The organism is Glutamicibacter sp. AOP38-B1-38, from assembly GCF_052377485.1.
Lineage (GTDB): Bacteria > Actinomycetota > Actinomycetes > Actinomycetales > Micrococcaceae > Glutamicibacter.
In genome coordinates this window covers 1-491 of record NZ_JBQSWU010000101.1, presented here as the reverse complement: position 1 = coordinate 491, position 491 = coordinate 1, and the positions used below count along the sequence as shown (strand labels likewise).

Sequence of the window (491 nt, the reverse complement as noted above, 5' to 3'; positions counted from 1 at the left end):
ACCGTATGTCTTCACTGCCGGAACGTTCGCTTCCTCCAGAACGGGTCTCTCTTTATAGCTGTTTGAGCCCGTCCCGTAAGACGTTACTGAAAGGTTCGCAGGAACTTTTACGGTAAAACAATCATTTTTTGCACAAACATCCATGACGGCATCCACAGATAGTGACTGGGATGTATCTGAAGTTGAGCAACCAGCTGCGATCAGAGCAAATGATGCAAGGGCTAATCCCTTTGCCCAGGTGCGTCCTAGCATCGGTAAGACCCGGCTTGGCTTGATTTCTGCCATAGATTTGAGCTCGTATTCCATGAGATTCCGATTGAAGACTTACCTATACTAAAACCGGTCAGCTTTGTAGAGTTCCAAGAATGCCCATATTTCGCAAAAGCTTGAAGGCATTTAGTTGAACTCGTGGTTAGCCCAGGTATTTCATCGAGAGGCCAGTAATTAAGCGTCATTAACAAAGAAAAAGTGATCCTGAACTGCGAAAATAG

1 protein-coding gene is annotated in these 491 nt (G+C 45.4%); it reads right to left on the bottom strand.

What is annotated here, in order from left to right; all coding sequences use genetic code 11:
* The coding region (locus ACT3TP_RS18775) for a hypothetical protein (RefSeq protein ID WP_444621299.1) at positions 1-306 on the bottom strand (306 nt) is incomplete at its 3' end.
* Positions 307-491 lie beyond the last annotated feature (185 nt).